At 34.4% G+C, this 15,253-nt stretch carries 19 protein-coding genes and 2 tRNA genes; 10 read left to right on the top strand and 11 right to left on the bottom strand.

Translation table 11 applies throughout. The features are described 5' to 3' along the window. The 10 genes from AA81_RS04785 to AA81_RS04740 all read right to left on the bottom strand — a co-directional run. On the bottom strand, positions 1–484 hold a 484-nt coding region (locus AA81_RS04785), incomplete at its 3' end, for an ABC-ATPase domain-containing protein (RefSeq protein ID WP_245863464.1). An 84-nt stretch (positions 485–568) separates the two neighbouring features. Beyond that, positions 569–1,723 carry a sulfate adenylyltransferase gene (sat, locus tag AA81_RS04780; RefSeq protein WP_103898374.1) on the bottom strand — a complete coding sequence of 385 codons (1,155 nt, stop codon included), beginning with the start codon at positions 1,721–1,723 and terminating at the stop codon, positions 569–571. Positions 1,724–1,796: 73 nt separating this feature from the next. Continuing rightward, on the bottom strand, positions 1,797–2,402 hold the full coding sequence (gene cysC, locus AA81_RS04775; RefSeq protein ID WP_103898373.1) for an adenylyl-sulfate kinase: 606 nt from the start codon (positions 2,400–2,402) through the stop codon (positions 1,797–1,799). 185 nt (positions 2,403–2,587) lie between these two features. Further along, entirely contained in the window at positions 2,588–2,953 is a 366-nt protein-coding gene (gene rplT / locus AA81_RS04770) for a 50S ribosomal protein L20 (protein WP_103898372.1), read from the bottom strand. A gap of 39 nt (positions 2,954–2,992) precedes the next feature. Then, complete coding sequence (gene rpmI / locus AA81_RS04765; protein ID WP_211292655.1) at positions 2,993–3,190, bottom strand: 50S ribosomal protein L35; 198 nt, start codon at positions 3,188–3,190, stop codon at positions 2,993–2,995. A 34-nt stretch (positions 3,191–3,224) separates the two neighbouring features. After that, complete coding sequence (gene infC, locus AA81_RS04760) at positions 3,225–3,752, bottom strand: translation initiation factor IF-3 (protein ID WP_103898370.1); 528 nt, start codon at positions 3,750–3,752, stop codon at positions 3,225–3,227. Positions 3,753–3,948: 196 nt separating this feature from the next. Further along, positions 3,949–4,024, bottom strand: a tRNA-Lys gene (locus AA81_RS04755). A gap of 39 nt (positions 4,025–4,063) precedes the next feature. Further along, on the bottom strand, positions 4,064–4,300 hold the full coding sequence (locus AA81_RS04750) for an FmdB family zinc ribbon protein (protein WP_103079140.1): 237 nt from the start codon (positions 4,298–4,300) through the stop codon (positions 4,064–4,066). 109 nt (positions 4,301–4,409) lie between these two features. After that, positions 4,410–5,066: an N-glycosylase/DNA lyase gene (locus AA81_RS04745; RefSeq protein WP_103898369.1), complete on the bottom strand. Its 657-nt coding sequence runs from the start codon at positions 5,064–5,066 to the stop codon at positions 4,410–4,412. 20 nt (positions 5,067–5,086) lie between these two features. Beyond that, positions 5,087–5,794 (bottom strand): hypothetical protein, encoded by a 708-nt coding sequence (locus AA81_RS04740; protein WP_103898368.1) that lies wholly within the window; start codon positions 5,792–5,794, stop codon positions 5,087–5,089. A gap of 194 nt (positions 5,795–5,988) precedes the next feature. Here AA81_RS04740 and AA81_RS04735 point away from each other — a divergent pair, with 194 nt between their 5' ends. Genes AA81_RS04735 through AA81_RS04720 form a run of 4 tightly spaced genes read left to right on the top strand, consistent with a single transcriptional unit; the run spans position 5,989 to position 7,501 of the window. Then, positions 5,989–6,441 (top strand): hypothetical protein, encoded by a 453-nt coding sequence (locus AA81_RS04735; protein WP_103079137.1) that lies wholly within the window; start codon positions 5,989–5,991, stop codon positions 6,439–6,441. Between the two features lie 10 nt (positions 6,442–6,451). After that, positions 6,452–6,841 (top strand): hypothetical protein, encoded by a 390-nt coding sequence (locus tag AA81_RS04730; protein ID WP_103079136.1) that lies wholly within the window; start codon positions 6,452–6,454, stop codon positions 6,839–6,841. Between the two features lie 17 nt (positions 6,842–6,858). After that, a complete protein-coding gene (gene gatC, locus AA81_RS04725) occupies positions 6,859–7,161 on the top strand; it encodes an Asp-tRNA(Asn)/Glu-tRNA(Gln) amidotransferase subunit GatC (protein WP_103079135.1) in 303 nt (100 codons plus the stop codon). A gap of 1 nt (position 7,162) precedes the next feature. Beyond that, positions 7,163–7,501 (top strand): YraN family protein, encoded by a 339-nt coding sequence (locus tag AA81_RS04720; protein WP_169926336.1) that lies wholly within the window; start codon positions 7,163–7,165, stop codon positions 7,499–7,501. 5 nt (positions 7,502–7,506) lie between these two features. Here AA81_RS04720 and AA81_RS04715 read toward each other — a convergent pair. Continuing rightward, positions 7,507–7,578 (bottom strand) — tRNA-Arg (locus tag AA81_RS04715). Between the two features lie 145 nt (positions 7,579–7,723). On the opposite strand from AA81_RS04715, the gene AA81_RS04710 reads away from it, so the two are divergent. The 6 genes from AA81_RS04710 (at position 7,724) to AA81_RS04685 (ending at position 15,249) form a co-directional block, all read left to right on the top strand. Further along, on the top strand, positions 7,724–8,818 hold the full coding sequence (locus AA81_RS04710; RefSeq protein ID WP_103898367.1) for a BMP family lipoprotein: 1,095 nt from the start codon (positions 7,724–7,726) through the stop codon (positions 8,816–8,818). A gap of 79 nt (positions 8,819–8,897) precedes the next feature. Continuing rightward, positions 8,898–9,671, top strand: coding sequence for an oxygen-binding di-iron domain-containing protein (locus tag AA81_RS04705; protein ID WP_103898366.1), 774 nt, complete (start codon positions 8,898–8,900; stop codon positions 9,669–9,671). Next, a complete protein-coding gene (locus AA81_RS04700) occupies positions 9,668–10,516 on the top strand; it encodes a methyl-accepting chemotaxis protein (protein ID WP_103079131.1) in 849 nt (282 codons plus the stop codon). The genes AA81_RS04705 and AA81_RS04700 overlap by 4 nt, the downstream gene beginning before the upstream one ends. Before the next feature lie 36 nt (positions 10,517–10,552). Next, positions 10,553–11,782: a BaiN/RdsA family NAD(P)/FAD-dependent oxidoreductase gene (locus AA81_RS04695; protein WP_103079130.1), complete on the top strand. Its 1,230-nt coding sequence runs from the start codon at positions 10,553–10,555 to the stop codon at positions 11,780–11,782. 26 nt (positions 11,783–11,808) lie between these two features. Continuing rightward, positions 11,809–13,140 (top strand): glycosyltransferase family 4 protein, encoded by a 1,332-nt coding sequence (locus AA81_RS04690; RefSeq protein WP_169999614.1) that lies wholly within the window; start codon positions 11,809–11,811, stop codon positions 13,138–13,140. 129 nt (positions 13,141–13,269) lie between these two features. After that, complete coding sequence (locus AA81_RS04685) at positions 13,270–15,249, top strand: methyl-accepting chemotaxis protein (RefSeq protein WP_103898364.1); 1,980 nt, start codon at positions 13,270–13,272, stop codon at positions 15,247–15,249. The last annotated feature ends 4 nt before the right edge of the window (positions 15,250–15,253 follow it).

The following is a 15,253-nucleotide window of genomic DNA, read 5'->3' as shown; positions in this document are numbered from 1 at the left end:
AATTAATAATTTTAGGTAGTCCATCAAAAAACATTTTATAAGCTTCATTGCCCAGTACTCTACGACCAGCGGCGGGTAAACCTAAACTAAGCCGGGCCTCTATCATATCTTTATTAAACTCAACAGAGGTTCTTTCCAATACTTCCTGACCTGTCTTAGCAATGGCGATCAGTCCGCTTTTTCCAGATCCCCTTTGACCTTTGCTATATTTTTTTATGGCTTGCTCAATTAATCTGGTTAAAAAATCAGTCACTGCCGTTCGTCTTATCTTATTTTCCCAGAACCAGGCTGGAAATTTTGTTACTTGCTGGTCTATTCTAATTAGAATGCTGGAAGGACTGGCAAAAGGATCTCCTTGTACGTAAGGTATCCCTAACTTGTAATAGCCAAAATCATACCAGTTTGACTGTAACTGTTTATAAGCCTTATACCCTCTTCCATTAATATTTTTGAGTGTTTTTTTTAATTTATCCTTGTTTTGCATCTTCAAACCCCCAAAAAAGGCGCCTTATACAGACGCCTTGTATATTTTTCAACAATCTAATATTTTATCTAAAGATTAACTAAATCATTTACCCATATAGTATTTCATCAGTATTTCTGCAACCTCGGCTCTTGTGAATTCTTTTGGTGGTTTTTCTCCTTTTGAAAGCATTTCCCTCACCTTTGTCCCACTAAGGAACACATGGTCTTCTTTTCCGTGTGGACATGTTTTTGCCGTAGCCATATTTTCACACTTGGTGCAATAAAACGCGTGTTCAAATTTTAGTGGCACTATCCCTATCTCTTCGGGTTTAAACTGGTCAAATATCTCTTGAGCTTCGTAAGTTCCATAGTAATTTCCAACACCTGCATGGTCTCTTCCTACAATAAAGTGTGTACATCCATAGTTCTTTCTACATATAGCATGAAAGATAGCTTCTTTTGGTCCGGCGTATCTCATGTTAACAGGAAACACGCCTAAAAATACCCTTTCTTTTGGGTAATACTTGTCCAGTATAACTTCGTAGGATTTCATCCTCACATCGGAAGGAATGTCTTCATCTTTTGTTTTTCCCACCAATGGGTTTAAGAACAAACCATCGACGATTTCAAGCGCTGTTTTCTGCAAATACTCGTGTGCCCTGTGTATGGGATTTCTCGTTTGAAAGGCTACTATCGTTTTCCATCCCTTTTCAGCGAATATCTTTCTTGTATCTTTTGGATCGAGCCTGAACTCTTGAAAGTTTTCGTGCTCTATCCTGTTGAGTAAGGTAATCTCCCCGCCTAATGCTAATTCTCCTTGTTCATATAGAAACTTAACCCCAGGGTGGGCTTTATCTTGAGTTTTGTAAACTTTCAGTGCCTCTTCTTCTTTCCTTCTTTCGTACTTTTCTTGAAGATGTAGTATCGCGTACTCTTTTGAATCTTCTTGGTTCTTTATCAATACATCTTCTCCCACTTTTAGTTCGTTCGCAATCTCTTTTTTTACCGATAGAATTATTGGGATAGACCATACCGTTCCGTTAGATAACCTCATGTTGTTTAAAACAGAATTGTAATCTTCTTTTGTCATAAACCCTTCTAAGGGGCTGAACAGCCCAGTTGCAATGTTTTCTAACTCAGATAGATCAAAATAAGTTACACTTATACTTTTCAACTCTTTCGATCTTTTTAACCATTCTTTTTTTTCTTCTTCAGTAGCTATTTTGTTGACCAATTTTCCACCGTGTGGCTCAATCATTTTTTAGACCTCCATAGTTTTTATTCATAAAACTGTTTTAGCGCCCCTTTGCCCCGCTCCCCGCCCGATTTGTTCAGATAATATTTTTGTTTCTCAAATATTCAATAACCTTTTCAACCGATTCATCTATGCTTTCTACATCGGTATTCAAAATTAACTCAGGATTCTCAGGCTCTTCGTAGGGAGCTGAAATCCCTGTGAAATTTTTTATTTCGCCTTTCATCGCCTTTTCGTACATACCCTTTGGATCCCGGTTTTTCAATTCGTCAAGCGGACATTTCACGTATATCTCTATGAATTCCCCGTCTTTTACTAGCTCTCTTACCCTCTGCCTGTCTTTTTTGTATGGGGAAATGAAGGCTGTCATTGTAATTATCCCAAGATCAGAGAATAACTTTGCAACTTCTCCTATCCTTCTAATATTTTCCTCCCTATCTTCTGGGGAGAATCCTAAATCACCATTTAAACCGTGTCTAATGTTGTCTCCATCCAAAACATACGACAACTTTCCCATTTTTAACAATCTTTCTTCCAAATCATGTGCTATAGTCGATTTTCCAGACCCCGATAACCCCGTAAACCAAAGGATTACTCCCTTTTGCCCTAAAAGTCTTTCTCTATCTTCTTTTTTTACCTTCCCCGCATGCCATACTACATTCTCACTCTTTTTTCTCTCCACTTTTATACCTCCCAAAAGCTTTATTGATAATTCTTAATAAAAGCACTCTGTCAAGAAGATTATACTCCAATCAGAGGGCACAGTCAAGTTAAGGTATTAGAACATATGCGGGGATTATGTTAAAAAGGAAAGTAAAACTGGCTGTGGATAAAAAAAGAAGGGCGAGTGTATTCGCCCTTTTGTAGTTATTGTACGCTTTCAGCTAGAGATTGTTTAGCAATATTCACGTATTCATTGAACCCCTCTGGATCGTTTACAGCAAGTTCGGAAAGCATTTTTCTATTTATGTCGACGTTGGCCAATTTCAAACCATGAATTAACTCGTTATACTTCAATCCTTGTGATCTTGCAGCAGCATTGATTCGTGTTATCCAGAGTTTTCTGTAATCTCTTTTTTTGTTTTTTCTACCTGTATAAGAATATTTCCCGGATTTATAATACTGTTGTTTTGCCAATGAATAACGTCTACTCAACGCTCCTGTGTATCCTTTGGCTGCTTTCAAATATTTTTTTCTTTTTTTGCGAGAAGCAACGGATCGTTTAATTCTCATATTTTATACACTCCTTTATCTTAAGTTAAATTCAAATCATCATTTTAATCCAAGTGATTTCTTAACTTTATCCACAATTTCCTTAGGTACTTCAACCTCTTTTTTAAGTCTTCTCATATGACTGCTTTTCTTGAAGCCTGTATTATGCCCTACATTATTTCTATGTCGTAGAATTTTCCCACTTTTAGTGACTTTAAACCTTTTTTTTGCTGAACCTTTTGTTTTTAATTTAGGCATCTTGATTCCTCCTGATTTTTAGAATATAGATTACTTATTTTTGGTCTTCTTTGACTGGTTCTAGAATAATATCCATATCTTTACCCAATAATTTTGCCCCTCTGGAAACTTTCGCTATATCGGATGTCATAGACACCACTTTGTCAAGTATTTCCCTGCCTTTCTCTTTAAAAAGTATATCTCTACCTAAAAACATAATTACTACTCTTACTTTATGGCCATCTTCTAAAAATTCCCTTATCTTTTTCAATTTGGTGTTGAAGTCATGTTCATCGATTCTGAGTCTGAATTTCATCTCTTTAACAACTTGTTTTTTTTGTTTTTTCTTCGCTAATTTTTCCTTCTTCTCTTTCTCATAGATATATTTACCATAATCCATCATTCTAGCAACCGGAGGTTTAGCTTTAGGGGCTACTAAAACTAGATCTACTCCCGATTGTTGGGCTAATTTTAACGCTTCCTTTGTTGACATTTCTCCAAGTTTGTTTCCCTCTTGATCTATTAACAGTACTTTTCTAGCTCTGATCTCTGTGTTTTTAGCGACTTTATCGCTTATATACAATCACCTTCCTTATTTAATTGATAAAAAATGGGTGACACCTGCGTCACCCATTATTTTCAAAATACAAAAAATTCTCTTTTTCTCAAATAAGAGCCATTTTTTCAACATTGGTACCCCTGACGGTTTTTGACTATTCCCGGGGTGGGAAGCTAACTACGGGTGACTTCCTCTTTATTTTTTATATAATATTAAATTCTGGTGGGCCATGCGGGGATCGAACCCACGACCTACTGATTAAGAGTCAGTCGCTCTACCAGCTGAGCTAATGGCCCTATACCACTTTTTAATTATACCTTAACTCTATTTGTTTGTCAAGAAGCGATTTGGTCTGATTCTTTACTTGACGAAGATGAAGAAGACTTTGATTTGGATTTTCTTGAATCCGTGATGTAGAAACCTTCTCCCTTAAAAGAAATTCCCACGTTACCAATTATCTTTTCAGTTTCAGAACCGCATAGTTCACATTTAACTTCGGGTGTTTCATTCATAGAATGCAAAACAGTGAACTCATAACCACAATTTTTACATTTATACTTATATAGAGGCAACTTTATCCTTCCCCCTTTTTGTATTTTTTGACAAAAAATCACGAATAATCAAAATATACCATATCAAATTTATATGAAATTTTATATGTTATGGATGTTAATAGTTTTTTTATTTGTCTATTTGACCAGTTTCCATATACCAGAGATATAGATCTAATTTCCCCAATGGTTCTCCAACCATCTTTGATAAAACTCTGAGTTCTTTTTCAAACTTTGTGTACTTTTTCTCTGTCCAAGAAGGTTTAGGTATTTCTTTCACAAGATTATAATTCTTTATAATTCTCATTATATGCTTATCTAATATAGCAACGTCTTCTCTTCCCACGTTTCTTAAAAAATGGCTAGCTTCTTTCCAACCTATGCCTTTGATATTTTCAACCAAAAACCTTCTACTTTCTGAAATATCTTTTTGAAGCAAGTTCTTCAAACGCCCGATTATCCATCTATTTTCAACTATGTATCGTGATCTGGTGTTTGAGAACCTATGTCCAACTTCTCTTAATTTTGATATTAATTGCTTTTCGCTATAATAAGCGAAACCTTCTTTTGTGATTATTTTCTGTGCTTTTATACCGCCCTTTGCCCTCCAATTTGCCGTTAATATACAAAAAGATAGTTCACAGAATAAATCCAATTCATCACCATTTTGTCCAATCTCTTTAAACTCTTCAAACCTTCTTTCAACTTCATCCTTGATGGTAAGCTTTAGTTTTTCTATTTTATTAACCAAAAGATCTGAAGGTTTTGCTATTTTTGAATGGGTCATCTATTACCTCCAAGAATGTATTAATTATTAGCTTTTTTTCTGTTAGATCTTACAATTAAATAAAAACCTATGATCATATATATTATAAGAGAAATAAAGATACCAAAAAACTCTGGCTGACTTAGCTGTTCCCATCCATTCAATAAAGAATTATTGCCTATGGTTATAGATGTGTGTTTTTCCAATAAATAGATGGTGTAAAAAGAGAGAATAAAAGCGCCAAATATTACAGAGATCATCGAAATAATTGACTGATAATTTTTTGAAAAGATTATCGCAACAATCACACCTAAGATAGCAAAAATTATCCAGGGAATGTAAGAAATGGAAAAAGGTAGATTATTCAACCATTCGCCATTTGAAGATATAATAAAAGTTCCTATTGAGTAGCCAACCAATCCGCCTAAAAGAAAGCCACCAACCACAAAAGCTATGTTAACCAGATGATAGAATACAAAACCGAAGATCAAACTAAATATCAGATAAATAAAAAAGCTGTAATCACCAAACGTTAGAACAAAATTACTAATTAACGGGATTTTTAGCAAATAAGGTATCACTATGGAATAAGAAGCATAGACACCCAAAAGAAAGATAGTAACTTTAAAAGAAATCTTTGAAAAAAGCAAAAGTATTAGGGATAAGGGCAACAAAATATAGACCGAATTAACTAACAATAAATAGAGATTTGTAAAAGCCTCGGTATTGATAAAATCGGGAGGAATCATATGAATTTCACCCCTTCGTAATTAAATTAGTTTTTTAAAATCTTAAACCAATTAATTGTATCACACAATTTTGATTGGCAAAATGATTTTTATGGTATAATTTTAGAAAAGATTTCAACTCCTTTGAATGGAGTGAAGAGTACTAAAGATTTCTATAGAAAGAAAAAAATCAAAAGTTAGAAGGAGGAATTAAATTGGAAAGTTTAAGAATCGAAGTTGATGAAGAATTTATAAATGGGTTAATAGACAAAGTTATAGAAGAAAATACTCAAGTGCAAGGCCTAAAAAATTTGAATGTACAACTGAGGGAAGATGGAATAAATTTTCAAATGGAGGTTAATTTTTTAGGGAAAGATTCAACAGTAGAATCCTTAATTAAAATTTTAGAAAAGCCTGAAGATTTAGAAAACGGTAAGTTACGTTTGTCCTTGAGTGGTGATGAAGGGGTTAGAAAGATTTTAGAAGGCATATTCTATATACTTTCAGAATTCAGTGAAGCGGTTTCTTCAAAAGATTACGAAATTCTAATAGATTTTAATAAAATAAAAATAAATCCATTTATTGATACTATGTTAAAATCTTTAAAAATTTCTCGATTTGTTCTTCAAGATGGAAAATTTGAATTAGTTCTCGACTTCAAAAAATAGGTGGTGAATAATGAAAGAAATATTGTTGGAAATAGACGAAAAGGCAGCCAAAGAATTCCTAATAAAAGCTTTAGAAAATAGTAAATTTCACTTCCTGAAAAGCATATTTGATCACGTATCCAATATAGAGTTCAGTGATAACGAAATTAGATTCAAGGTGTTGATGTTCAAATACTATTTAAAATTAAAGACATATCCTAAAGCGTTAACAGGAAGATACGAATTTTTTCATAATATCCCTGCAAAAATGATCAAAAAAGAAGAACTTCCAAAATTTGTTGAATTAAACGACAAGACAATAATTATCAATATCCCCGAAAATCCTATTAGCAAAAATATAAGTATAGAGAAATTTGAGATAAAAAATGGGAAATTAAAGCTCATTTTAGGTTTGAATTAAGAAAGGAGCAACAAATTATGGAAATAAATACCGAATTAATAAAAAAGTTAAAAAAACTATCCAACATAGAACTAAATCCAAGTGAAGAGGAAAAAATAAAAAAAGATCTAAACGATTTATTAGAGTATTTAAAAATATTGGACGAAATAGACGTTGACGGGGTTGAAGAAATGATCTCCCCAGTTGAATTCTCGACTTCCGTTTTAAGAAAAGACGAAGTAGACGGCTTTGAAAACAGAAAAGAAATAATAAACAACTTTCCAGAAAGTAAAGACGGTTTTCTCACTGTACCTGGTATACATATTAACGAGGAAGAATAATTTGAATACAAAAGGGAAAGTGTACGAAGACAAAGCTGTTGCTTACTTTTTGAATAGAGATTATCAAATAATTGCAAGGAATTTTTCTTACAGACACGGTGAAATAGACATTATAGCCTTAAAAAACAAAGTACTACATCTTATAGAAGTAAAAGGTGGGAAAGAAACTTTCGGTGATCCAGCTTTCAGGGTAAATTCTAAAAAACTAAAAAAAATAATGAAAACGGGGAATTACTTCATAGCTACTCATAAAAACCTAGAATTTGATGAAATTCAAATTGATGTAATTTCTGTCACCAACGATGGAGTAATAAATTATTACCCAGCTCAAAGGCTATAAAAAAGTGCCCCTGGAAGGAGTCGAACCTTCATTTGTGGATTAGGAATCCACCGTTCTATCCGTTGAACTACAGGGGCTTACTAAAGACAAAAACTATTATAGCAGAAAATTCGACAGCTGTCAATCAATGACGAATATTAAGGGTTTCTACTACTTGAAAAAAACAATAGCAAGTTTTAAAGTTTGTAGAAACAGTAAAATACTATATTGGGGGTTATAAGCATGAGAAAAGTTTTGGTTCTGATGATGGCACTTATCATGTTTGTGAACATGTTTGGGCTAAAGGTTATCATGGTCACGGATGCAGGAGGACTAGGAGATAAATCTTTCAACGATGGTACATGGGCTGGTGTTCAAATGGCTGTCGAACAACTCCCCGATATTGAAGCAGAAATCCTCATATCGAAAGAACAAACCGATTACGTTCCAAATCTTACCAATGCTGCACAGAATGGAGATGTGGTAATAGGGGTAGGATTCATGATGGCAGATGTTTTATTCAACATTGCAATGCAGTATCCTGATACATTTTTCATAGGGATAGACATAGAACCATCTCCTAATCAAGTAATTCCTTCTAATTTAGCTCTTTATACTTTTAAAGAAGAAGAAGGTGGATTTTTACTCGGATATTTGGCGGCTTCCATGACAAAAACCAATGAAGTGGGTTTTATTGGCGGGTTAGAAATTCCACCCGTTAAAAGGTATGAAATTGGGTATCGTTCAGGAGTTGAAGCTTTTAATCAAATCAAAGGTGAAAATGTAACGGTTATTACTGGTTACGTTGGTAGCTTTACCGATTCCTCCAAAACCAAACAAATTGCTCTTTCTCATTACGATCATGGAGCGGATATTATTTTCACAGGGGTAACTACCGCAGCTGTTATAGATGCTGCCAAAGAAGTAGGCTCGTCATTTTATGGTCTTCCTGATAATGCTCCTTTAAATCAAATTATAGAAGAATACTTTGAAAAAGGACGAGGGTATTTTGTAATTGGATACGATATGGACCAAGATTATATGGCACCAGGTTATGTTTTAACAAGTTCTAGAAAAAAGGTTGATGTTGCTGCATTCGAAGGAATCAGATCCGCATTATACGACAGAAATTTTAATTCCGGTCATCACGTTCTAGGGATAGAAGATGAAGGTATGGGTATCTCTCCCATGAAATATACGAAAGGAATGGTCCCAAATGAAGTCATTGCAGAATTAGTCTTTTTGCAAAAATTGATGAAGGATGGAGAAGTTGATATTCCCCAAAATGAGGCAGAATTAGGCTCTTTTGATGTAAATAGTATAAATATTCCATTTTAAATGATTCATACAGATGGGTGGGGAGCGTATCATCAAATATCATAGAAGACAGTAAAATGGCTCAATAAAGGAGGATAATATGGATAACGAAAATATCATAACCCTGTTTGATAATGGGAAACACAAATTCATTTTTTTGGGATCAGAAAGGAAAAGTCTGGAAAGCATTCCGACAAATCAGTATCTAATAGTTCATAATGACGAAGGTGTATTGCTCGATCCAGGAGGAGTACACGTATTCCCGCGGGTTCTTGCAAGCGTTGTAGAGTTTATTGACCTGGGTAGGATAAAACATGTGTTCTATTCTCATCAAGATCCTGATGTATCATCCGGAATAACTTTGTGGGACAGCGTTTTGGAAACAAACTTTTATATATCTAAATTATGGGAGCGGTTTTTACCCCATTTTGGGGTTTTTGAAAAATCAAGGATGGTTTTGATAGAAGACTCCGGAGGAAAGATAAAATTTAAAGATGGTGCTGAATTACATATAATTCCTGCACATTTCTTACATTCCACGGGAAATTTCAACCTTTACGATCCAACCTCCAAAATACTCTTTTCAGGGGATATAGGAGTATCTGTTTTCCCTGAAGGGAAAGATACGGTTTTTGTAGAAAATTTCTCAAATCACATTAGATACATAGAAGGATTTCACAAAAGGTATATGGCATCCAACAAAGTTTGCAAAAAGTGGGTTGACATAGTTAAAAAATTGGATGTTGAACAGATGGTGCCACAGCATGGGGCTATATATAAAAAGCCTGAGTATAAAGAATTCCTAAACTGGTTTGAATCTTTAGAGTGTGGGACAGATCTAATAGATAACATCTATAAGGTCGGGGCAAAATGAGTGGAAAGGAGAATTATACTGATACCATAAAAGGCTTAGCAAAAAGTGTGTACCATGAAAATCTTCTTGTTTCTTTCATTGAAAAACTCCAGGAAGTATTGGGAGAGAGGTTTAAGGAAGTTAACGATTCAACTAATATGGTTGGAGAAACCCTTGTTAAACTTATAGAAAGTATAGAAAACACTTCAAATGTAATTGAAAAAACAGTTGAAACTGGAGAAGAAGAGAAAAAAAGGATTTCTGTTAATAATGAAGAAATCATCTCCAAATTGAAAAAATTTGGTAAGGATTTTGATGAAGTAGGAAAAGATGTAGAAAAATCACTAGAAAGTGTATCGCATTTGATGGATAATTTTCAAGAAATAGAAGAATTAACTAACGTTATAAAAAACGTTGCCAAACAAACTAACATACTCTCGATAAACGCCTCAATAGAAGCCGCAAGAGCAAAAGAAGCCGGTAGAGGATTCGCTGTAGTAGCCGAAGAAATTAAAAAACTATCATCAGAAACTAACATCGCATCAAGTAAAATATCTGAAAGAATCGTCAACCTCTCAAATCAGGTACTAGAAGTCAAAGAAATAATCAACAAATTAGAAGCAATATTTGCAACCATAACCGATTCAATTGAATCCGCTCTTGTAACGTTAAATGGGAATTTATCGTTTATGGATGAATTAACGCAAAATTTGGTTTCAGGAAAAGAAGAACTTAAAGAAAACACCAACAACTTGCTGGCATCAAGAGAAAATATAGAAGAACTTGTGGACAATATACATACCTTGGGAAAAGTCTTAGAAACAGTATTGCAAATGCAAAATAAATTGAAAGAAATTGAAATTTAACAACCAAGTTAATTGTCTAAAAGAGGGAAATGTGTTATGTTGATTACCGTGATCGGTGGAGGAGCTGCTGGATTAATGGCTGCAACAGTTGCAGCATGGAACGGTGCAAAAGTAAGAATAATTGAAAGAAAAGGCAAATTAGCTAAAAAACTCTTGGCAAGCAGCAACGGAAGAGGGAACTTCTCGAATTTGGATACGAAAGAAACTCATTACTACAGCAACAATTTGCCTTTTGTGAAAAAAGTACTTGATATTTTTGGTGTTGTACAAACGCTTAGTGTTTTTGAAGGATTAGGAATAATGGTAAAAGAAAAGGGTACAAAACTTTTTCCTTACACAGAAAAATCAAAAGATATCGTTACTAATTTTATCTATGAATTAGAAAAGCACAATGTTGAAGTTGTACTTAACTTCCAAGTCAACCAAATAATTAAAGATAGAGAAAAATTTCTCATAAAAGGCCAACACAGGGTATTTCAATCGGATAAAGTAATAGTGGCAACAGGTGGAAACTCCTCTCCTCAATACGGATCCAACGGTATTATATTTCCTACTCTCCAAGATTTGGGACATTCTATTGTTGAATTACGTCCAGGGTTAGTCCCTTTGAAAGTGAGACCGCATATCGATAAAGATGTGGCAGGTTCCAAGTTAGAAGGAAATATATTCCTAATAGATCAAAACGGTGAAATTGTTTCTAAAATTTATACTGGTGAAATACTTTTCAAAGAAGATGACGTCCTTTCTGGTATACCAATATTAGAACTCAGTAATTATGTTCATGAGTATCTAGAACAAAACACTCCTCTTTTTCTAAAAATTGTACCCTTTCCTCAATATTCACACCGAAGTTTAGTGGATTTTTTAGTCAAGAAGATTAGATCAAAGCCCGAAAGACCTATAAAACTGCTACTGGTAAGTATTATCGAGGAACGATTGATTCCATATTTTTTACCAAAGATAGGATTTGAAAATTTGGAAGCACCTGTTAACAGTTTGGATGATAAAGATATAGAAATGCTGGCCGATAACTTAAAAGACTGGAATTTCGAAGTTGTAGGTACAACAAGTTGGAAAGATTCTCAGGTTTCTTTAGGTGGAATTAATACAACTGAAATAGACCCTTATACTTTAGAGTCTACAATTATACCTGATTTATTTTTTGCAGGTGAGATTATGGATGTAGCTGGAGAAAGTGGCGGATACAATTTGCAATGGTCCTGGTCTACTGGATACTTAGCAGGAAATTCCGCTTCTTCTGAATAAAAAGAAGTATGGAGGGTGTGAATCCAATGGAGATTGGTTTAGTACACTACAGGGTAGGAGAAACAGACGGTGTTTCCTTAGAAATGGTTAAATGGAAGCAAGTTCTTAGAAACATGCATTTAAAAACGTATTTAATCGCCGGAGATATGGGGACGTCACCTGGATTCAAAATCCCATACATTGCATATACGGACAAAAGAAGTAACGTACTGAAACAAAAAGCTTTTGTAAATTTAAACAGCTGGGACGAGGCTTATTTTAAAAAGGAGATAAATAAATACGTAGAAGATATTTACAATCAACTATACGAAATGATGGATTTGGATGTAATGATTGTGAATAACATCTTTTCATTAGCCCACAATCCTGCAGCAGCCGTGGCTGTTTACAGGTTCTGTAAAGATAACGGGATTAAAATGATAGGTCACCACCATGATTTTTATTGGGAAAGAGATTTTTACAAAAATCCGACCAACGATTACATCAAAGAGATCTTGGAAGAATATTTTCCTCCAAGAGATATACCCAACGTGGTTATAAATTCGCTCGCACAAGAAGAGTTAAAAAATAAAAAAGGGTTGGATAGTGTCGTCATACCTAACGTATTCGATTTTAATCAAAAGCAGTGGGAAATAGACGATTACAACATAAAAATATACGACAAGTTGAACATATCTCAGAACGATCTGATATTTTTACAAGCAACTAGAATAGTCAGAAGAAAAGCTATTGAATTGGCGATCGACACGGTAGCAGAAGTAAAAAAGGATTTAAAAAAGTATATTGAAAAAACAACATTCAACGGTAAAAAAATAACGCAAGACACGAACGTATTTTTGGTTTTACCTGGTTTATCGGAAGAATCTGATTATGTAGAAGTGTTGAAAGAATACGCCTCACAAAAAGATGTAGAACTAAAATTAGCTTTTTCCATTTCCGATGACATCAGGCACGAAGAGGAAGAGATTTTTTCTCTATGGGATTTTTACGCAATAGCCGATTTTATAACCTATCCAAGCATTTTAGAGGGTTTTGGTAATCAATTTTTAGAGGCGATATTCTCAAAAAAGCCTGTGTTGATGTTTGAATATCCGGTTTACAAAAAAGACATAGCCCCCTTAGGCTTTGAGGTTGTCAGTCTAGGAAGTAAAGCTGAATATGAAAGAGGTAGGTACAGAGTCAACCAAAACGAAATTATTAAGGCAAAAGAAGAAATTTTTAAAATTCTATTTGATACCCAAAGGGCTTCAAAGATTGTTCAAAAGAATTTTGAACTTGGGAAAAAATACTTTTCCTATGAAACTTTGGGGAAAAAGTTGAAAAACTTGTTGGTAGAAAAAGCTCATTTGGGCGTCTAATTATCCTTATAGTCGAGTTGCGAGGTGAAAGCGCAAACACTCCATTATCCTTCAGGGTGGGGCGCGAGGTGAAAGGGCGCTATAAAATTCTAAAGGCAACATAAAAAAATAAATGCAGGGGGAAATAATATGACTCTCAAGTGGAAAATGGCAGTCTTAATCATCTTGGTATCCGTTGTCCCTATGGCGTTTTTTATCACATATTCTTCATTGAATTATAGTAAGATATTAAAAGAAGACACTTCTCAATTAATCGAAGTTAACAATTCCCAAACAGCCAATTTTATTGATCAGTACATAAATGATCTCAAAAAAGTAACTTCTTCAATCGCTAGTGATCCCGATGTCATCAATTTGCTCGAACAATCGCAAGAAGAAAGAGATAAAATGTATCAAAAGCTCCAAAATTTCATTGAAGGATACCCTGAATTCATAGCTGTGTATGTGAGTTCAAAAAGTGGGAATACCTTTATGAGACCTGTAGAATCTGAAAACAAAATACCAGATGATTTTGACCCAAGAATCAGGCCATGGTACAAAGACGCACTTCAAAAACAACAAGAAGTTATTGTATCAGATCCTTACGTAGATGTAGTAACAGGAGATACCTTAGTTACCTTTTCAAAGGCTATAAAAAATGATAAAAATGAAATCGTTGGAGTAGTTGGGATAGATCTTTCTATGTCTAAGGTTTATGAAATTATTGGTAATGAGTTAGGAACTGGAGAAACTATTTATGTAATAAACCAAAAAGGTCAGGTTATCTTTCATCCTGAAAGTGATACAATTGGTCAAGACATTTCACAAGAAGAATACTTTAAAAATTTAACTCAAAAAAGTGGTTCCATGTATGTTCAAAATGGATCAACATTCTTAGCTTATAATAAAATTAGCGATCCGAATTGGACGGTTATTACTCAAGCGGATACTAAAAATTTATTCAGTGAAGTAAGATCTACCACGATGTTCACTCTTATACTCTTCATAATAATAGCCGTAGTTGCCGTAATAGTAGGTATTTTATTTGTTATTTACTACATTATAAAACCGATGAATAAACTGAAGACGTATCTTTCAGAGGTAGGAGAAGGTAATTTATCAACTTCCGTAGAAATAAACTCTAAAGATGAAATTGGACAAATGGCAGATTCTTTAAATCAAGCTATAGATGCCTGGAAAAACTCTATAAACTCAATAAGAGAAGACTCTTTAAAGATCGATAGTTCTGCTATGGAATTACTCAACATTTCTAAAAATAGTTCTCAATCTTCAGAAACTCTTTCAGAAAAGGCTGCTGAAATCAGTGAAAACGCTGAAGATACTTCCGCCTCCGTTGAAGAGGTTACCTCAGGCATTCAGGAAATATCTGCAGCCGCTCAAAATGTTTCTAAATCAGCTCAAGAGCTCAACACTGCTGCTTCAGAAACAGAAAACGCTGCTAACGAAGGACTTGAATCTATAAAATCGATAGATAAAACGATAAAAGAGGCTGTAGATAAATCCAAAAAAACGCAGAATGTGGTAAAAGCCCTAATAGAAAGATCTGAAAACATCGGCAAGATCGTTAATACGATAAATTCTATAACAGAGCAGACAAACCTTCTAGCCTTGAACGCCGCTATAGAGGCAGCAAGAGCAGGGGAAGCAGGAAAAGGATTCGCAGTTGTAGCAGATGAAATAAGAAGTTTGGCGGAAGATTCCAAAAATGCAACTTCACAAATTGAAAAAATGCTCGAAGGTATTAAAAATAGTACCAATGTTGTAAATGACAGCACAAACGAAACCGTAGGAATAATACAAAACCTCAATGAACAAATGAACGGTATAAACAGCAAATTCCAACAAATTTTAAATATGGTAAAAAATTTAAACAGTGGAATAGACAACTTAACAGCAACTTCTCAAGAACAAAGCGCAAGCACCGAAGAAATGAGTTCAGCCATGGACAGAGTGGCACAATCGATAACCTCTATTAGCGAAAGTTTGAGTGAGGTAACCAATTCAATTAACACTCAAAAAGAAGACGCAAAGAAGATTGAAAAGAACTCTCAAGAACTCTCTACTTTATCAGAAGAGCTCTCGGAACAGTTGAAAATATTCAGACTGTAGGAGA

It is taken from the genome of Petrotoga halophila DSM 16923 (genome assembly GCF_002924615.1).
The sequence above is the reverse complement of the archived record's forward strand: the minus strand, read 5'-3'. Positions and strand labels throughout refer to the sequence as shown.